General features: G+C 32.6%; 7 protein-coding genes. 4 read left to right on the forward strand and 3 right to left on the reverse strand.

What is annotated here, in order from left to right; translation table 11 throughout:
* The 4 genes from LX92_RS22195 to LX92_RS22210 form a co-directional block, all read left to right on the forward strand.
* Nucleotides 1-373: penicillin-binding transpeptidase domain-containing protein (locus LX92_RS22195; protein ID WP_262509864.1), on the forward strand; the 373-nt coding region annotated here is incomplete at its 5' end.
* A 388-nt stretch (nucleotides 374-761) separates the two neighbouring features.
* Nucleotides 762-1,436, forward strand: a complete 675-nt coding sequence (locus LX92_RS22200) for a DUF4386 domain-containing protein (protein WP_109655248.1) — start codon at nucleotides 762-764, stop codon at nucleotides 1,434-1,436.
* 146 nt (nucleotides 1,437-1,582) lie between these two features.
* Nucleotides 1,583-1,843, forward strand: coding sequence for a hypothetical protein (locus LX92_RS22205; RefSeq protein WP_211315904.1), 261 nt, complete (start codon nucleotides 1,583-1,585; stop codon nucleotides 1,841-1,843).
* Nucleotides 1,844-1,992: 149 nt separating this feature from the next.
* Complete coding sequence (locus LX92_RS22210) at nucleotides 1,993-2,709, forward strand: hypothetical protein (protein WP_146197912.1); 717 nt, start codon at nucleotides 1,993-1,995, stop codon at nucleotides 2,707-2,709.
* Nucleotides 2,710-2,835: 126 nt separating this feature from the next.
* Here the strand turns inward: LX92_RS22210 and LX92_RS22215 are convergent, their stop codons facing one another.
* The 3 genes from LX92_RS22215 to LX92_RS22225 all read right to left on the reverse strand — a co-directional run.
* The gene (locus tag LX92_RS22215; protein WP_109655252.1) at nucleotides 2,836-4,560 is read right to left on the reverse strand and encodes a S9 family peptidase; all 1,725 of its coding nucleotides are present in this window, start codon (nucleotides 4,558-4,560) and stop codon (nucleotides 2,836-2,838) included.
* A 23-nt stretch (nucleotides 4,561-4,583) separates the two neighbouring features.
* The gene (locus LX92_RS22220; protein ID WP_146197913.1) at nucleotides 4,584-5,096 is read right to left on the reverse strand and encodes a hypothetical protein; all 513 of its coding nucleotides are present in this window, start codon (nucleotides 5,094-5,096) and stop codon (nucleotides 4,584-4,586) included.
* A 47-nt stretch (nucleotides 5,097-5,143) separates the two neighbouring features.
* On the reverse strand, nucleotides 5,144-5,429 hold a 286-nt coding region (locus LX92_RS22225; protein WP_146197914.1), incomplete at its 5' end, for an integrase core domain-containing protein.

Raw genomic sequence — 5,429 nt, forward strand, 5'->3', positions numbered from 1 at the left:
GAAGGTTGATTCAACCAATATCGATCTATTCTGGCTTGAAGGAGAATCTCAAATAAGTCAATTCCAACAAGTAGACTTTTTAAAGAGATTCTATCAATCTGAACTACCGATTTCTAAACGTACGGAGACCATAATGAAAAGAATGATGGTAATGGAAGATAATGATGACTACAAACTTAGTGGAAAAACAGGCTGGTCAATCAGAAATGGAAATAATAATGGTTGGTTCGTGGGTTATGTCGAACACCAAAACAAAACATATTTTTTCGCTACAAATGTTGAGCCCAACAAAGATTTTGATATGAACTTGTTTCCAAGGATTAGGAAAGATGCCACTTACAAGGCACTCGAACAAATGAGAATTATAAAGTAAAGGCGCCAATTATGAACAGGGCTTAATTCAAAGTTCAAATAAACGATGTAGTACTTTGAAAGGTGGTGTTGATTATCTATCGGATTTACCATCGATATGATTACCGTATAGTTTAAATAGATTATAAAGTATATATAGTTGAATAAATAAGTAAGATAGGACACTTTCTCGGCGAAACAAAAAAAATATTAAAAGTCTAAATAAAGGATTATAAAATACATCGACTTTGTTCTAAATTAGGCGCATACAGATTTATTTTACATCTATATAACCATGATGGAGTACATTCAGGCTAAAGCTGACCGTGTCGCTATACTTTGCAAAGCAAAGCCCCGCCCCACGGGAAATGTACTCCATTATGTACCTTTAAGAGAACTAAATTGTAAACATGTCTTTAAAAAAAGCTTCATTATTCGCTGGAATGGGATTGTTGATTATGACAATCTCATGGCTCGCTTCGGATTATTTTGTTTTTCAGAGGCTTATAGAATCTGAAAACGCTTCTCTAACCTTTAGCAATATTCAATCGAATGAATTACAATTTCGTACGGGACTTTTCGGCCTTTTTATTGTACTTTTTTGTGATTTAATTGTGGCTTGGGCTCTCTATTTTTTTTTCAAACCAGTAAGTCATAGCATCGCCTTACTTGTCGCTTGGCTAAGATTGGTTTATACGGTTATATTGGGTATAGCACTGCTTAATTACACTGATGTTTTACAGCTAATTAGCAGTGCCAATTATTTGAACGTATTTGATATAAATGAATTAAGTTCTAAAGTAATGTTGTCAATTGATTCATTTCATAATGATTGGAATTTTGGACTTATATTTTTCGGTTTTCACCTTGCTTTGCTAGGTTATTTATACTTGAGATCAAATTATACTCCTAAAATAATTGGCATATTACTGATATTAGCAGGAATAAGTTACTTAATAGATTACTTGGGTAATATTCTTTCTCCTGATTTCAAAATTACTTTTAGTCTATTTTTAGGTTGGGGAGAGTTGATTTTCATGTTTTGGCTTCTAACCAAAGGGTCTAAGATTCCAGAACAAAACTGATTAGTATCTGAATTTCATGAAAATAGCGGACGTACAACAATGGTTCCTATGAAATGCCCTAGTCCAGTTCATGAAAATTCAAATAAAGATTAATAACTTATAAGCGGGATAATATCAATGATAATGTCCAATTGTTAAACATAATAATGAGCAAATCAACACAAATAAATTTTAAACCTATGAGACAAATGAAAAAACTAATTGCAATTGGATTTATAGCATTAATGATGTCAAGTTGTGCCACAGTCTTTGGCGGAAGAGTAAATGCCTATCAAAAAACAAAACCAGGCCCTGGAGAACAGCAAAGGGAAGTGAGAGTTGTTGCCTTAATTGCTGATATAATACTTTTTGCACCTGGATTAATTGTTGATTTTGCTACAGGAGCTATTTACAGACCTCAAAAATAATTATGTACAGCAATACCTCCTATGAAAAGCCCTAGTCCAGTTCTATAAAAGTTTAAATAAACGATTATAAAATACAACGATTTTGTTCTAAATTAGGTGTATATAAAAGTATTTTACATCTATACAAATCAGTCAGCCACAATATAAACGTGAAATTTACCGCTTACACTTATCGAATAGGCAAATCCAAAATATCGACAACACGATTTTTGCTATACCTAGCAATTACATTTGTGGCACTTGGGTTTATTTTAAAACTTCTTAATGACAAAATGCCCTTATTCGAAAACATTGAGGTCATTACCTATTATCCATTCATACTTGGGTTTATATTTTACTGTACGTCATTTGTTTATCAATACTTTGATTACGAACGGTTAGAACATGAAAAAATAGGGCATCTGGAATTGAATGATGAGGGAATCATTGTTAATCACGAGGACACAATCAAATACGAGCAACTAGCGGATATAGATATTCAGGCTGGGACTTATCACGGTCAAAAAACTCCAGCTATGTTCCCACAAAGTCCAAGTCCTACACATAGGACGGGACTAGAAAATAAAATTAGAATTTCTTCAAATACCATTCGATATGACCTAAATTTTGGACTTGAAAACGAGTATCACTTGGACTCTTTTTATTTAACTCTCTTCAAGTTGATTGTCATCGATAAATTTAAAAATATTAGCACTAAAAAAATAATGAATTTAATTCCTTCGCAATTCAAGAACTCCCCAGAATATAAAGCATTTGTCGTCAAACTGATACAGGAAAAAAGGTTAAATTGTACTGATGGACTTCTTTTGCACGTTTATAAAACGGACAAAGAAGCGCAAGAATTAAGAAAAAAGTACTGTGGTTAACAAAACCTCCTATGAAAAGCCCTAGTCCATTTCTCTATGGTTTATATAAGGGCCAAGAAAGGACACTTTCTCGGCAAACCAAATCAGATTGAGTTATAAAATCAAAAATAAGATTTTATTTTCCAACTAATATTTTTCAATTAAATATTTGTAAATAAACAGCCAAGTAGAAGTCATATGAAATTGGTGGCCTTCGTCATTAAACAATACAAAATGTTCACTATTTGAGGGTGTTAGTTTATTGAAAAAAAGTTCCGCGTTCAATGACAAACTATCTAAATCCCCATAGAATCCATATATTTTAATTTCTTCTAAATAAGAAGTATCATTACTAATATCATATAAATCGACAACTCCGGATATCAGGACAATTCCGGCAAGATTTTCCATATAATTGGCCGTATTTAATACAATCCTTCCCCCATAACTAGAACCCATTAATATAATGTCGTTCTCGTTAATATCATATGATTTCTTTAACCATTTAATCGTACCGATAATGTCCAGGGTTTGAACCCAAATATCATTTGTTTCGGAATAAGTTTTAGAATACCCGGAGGAACCATGATAGTTTAATACCAAAACATTGAATCCATATTCCGTTAATATTTTATGTCTGTCCTTCCACATAGGTGTGCTCTGTAAATAAGGGCCACCATGAACATAGATTATCGTTTTCTTTACATCTTTTTTCGTATTGGATTTCCAAAAATAACCGGGAGCTTTAAGTTTTGAATAATTATTGGGTATTTCAACAAATTCCGGTTTTGTCAATGACAATTGGTCTTCTTTAGAAGGGAAGAACTTCTTTTCGATCATCAAATTTTCTAAGTTTATTTTTAGAATTCCATTGGGATAAGAAAAACTGCCAACTTTAAGGAAAATACAACGGCCTAGATCATTGTCGATTTCTATATGTTGATATGATGCTGACAGGTTCTTAAAAAAAACATTTATTCGTGAATCTGAACATGTTAATTTCAAGATGCCATTTTCATTTCGATTATAGTAATAAGAACTATCGTCCATTTTAAAATAACCCACATTAGAAATATTGTATTCGCTGCAGACCAATTTGGTAACATCTCCATCCTTCATATTTAATTCGTAACCTTGAAAATATTGATCTGGTTGTTTCCTTCCACTGAATATTATCTTTGTGCCATTTATTGAGAATCCTTTTACTTCATTTATGTTCGGTAGATTGAAAGTCGATTCCTGTTTAGTGGTGACATTAATTCTTTTTATAAGTGGATTTATCGGGTTTTCAACATAATAAAGTACAGATGCCGATTGCCATTCAAAAACAGAATAGTCATTTATATTGGGAATGATCAGCTCTATGTTCAGTGACTCGTAATCGACCACATAAAGGTTGTTGTCAGCAAGGTAGGCCAAACGTTCACCTTGTGTGGACCATTTCAAAGGAGGAATGGCATTTTTTGATGGAGGCAAATCCAATTTCTTTTTTTTATTAGTTGCAATATCGATTTTAAACAATTCATATTTTTTTATTTCAGGATTTAATTTTTGAAAGAAAATCTCTTTTTCATTTGGATGCCATGTTAAAGATAATTGAGAGAATCTAGAGTTGTCAATTTCTTCATATTTCGAAGAATTTGTATTCAGAACAAATAATTTGAACGAGTTAGAGCATCTTTTTTTTAAAAGAACGAATCTTCCTTTTGGGGAAGAATTGACGACCATTGGGTATTGCATACCCATTATATCACTAAGTTCATTGTCTAAGAAATGTGTAGAGCTCCGCTCACAAGATATATTAAGTAACAAAAGAAGAGAGAATAGGTATTGAAATGAAACCATAAACCCCGAAGAATTTCTTATTATCATAATACCTATGATTAATGTATTGTTTATTGAATTTTTAAGTATTTAGAGGCCTCATGTTTTACAGAAAGAACATATGGGCTCATAACTTTGATCGGAGTTTCATTAATTTCTTTGGCCATATCCCGACTTAGACCCTCATCTTTTAATATTTGTGTGTAAAGTATAAAGAGTTCGTATTTAGGCAAAAATCTTGAGGGAATCATATTTTTGGATAAAAGGAATGATTCTATTGCTTTTTCGTAGTCGTTTAATTCTAAATAATTACTTGCTTTAAGAACGGTTAATCGATAACTGGTTTTGTTTGCTTCATATTTTGCTATTTGTTCAAGGGATTCACGATATTTCCCTAGATGATATAATTTGAAAGCAAAATCCTGATGGAATGCATTTAAATCTTCTAATCCGGTTTCAATTTTTTTGTAATGATCATAATTGAATTCAGCGGAGGTGCTTTCTCTTTTCCAGTCTAGCTCTAAATTAGCATACATTAGATTTAAGGAAGATAATATCAACGCTATTGTCAAAACAATTCTCATCGTTTTTTTCTGGACTGTTATTGTAAGCTTCCCCTAATTAGAACTGCTTAGTTTTCTAAAACTTCATTAAAGTTATTGTTTTTAATTCTTTTGGGGCTAGCCCCAAAAGAATTAAGTTCCGCGTATTTTACGGGCGGTATTTTACCCAAGGCATCGTGGGGCCTATGATGGTTATAATCGTTCATCCAGATCTGTGTCTGTTCCCTTACTTGGTCTAGGTTTTCAAAGATATATTTGTTCAGCACCCCACGTCTATAGCTTCCATTGAACCTTTCCACATAAGCATTTTGGGTCGGCTTGCCCGGTTGGATATATTTGAACTCTATCCCGTGC

It is taken from the genome of Maribacter polysiphoniae (genome assembly GCF_003148665.1).
GTDB classification, from domain to species: domain Bacteria; phylum Bacteroidota; class Bacteroidia; order Flavobacteriales; family Flavobacteriaceae; genus Maribacter_A; species Maribacter_A polysiphoniae.

Excerpts from the sequence above, each read along its gene's own strand:
- LX92_RS22200 (WP_109655248.1), top strand. The coding sequence starts at position 762 with ATGTCTTTAAAAAAAGCTTCATTATTCGCTGGAATGGGATTGTTGATT.
- LX92_RS22205 (WP_211315904.1), top strand. The coding sequence starts at position 1,583 with ATGAGCAAATCAACACAAATAAATTTTAAACCTATGAGACAAATGAAA.
- LX92_RS22215 (WP_109655252.1), bottom strand. The coding sequence starts at position 4,560 with ATGATAATAAGAAATTCTTCGGGGTTTATGGTTTCATTTCAATACCTA.
- LX92_RS22220 (WP_146197913.1), bottom strand. The coding sequence starts at position 5,096 with ATGAGAATTGTTTTGACAATAGCGTTGATATTATCTTCCTTAAATCTA.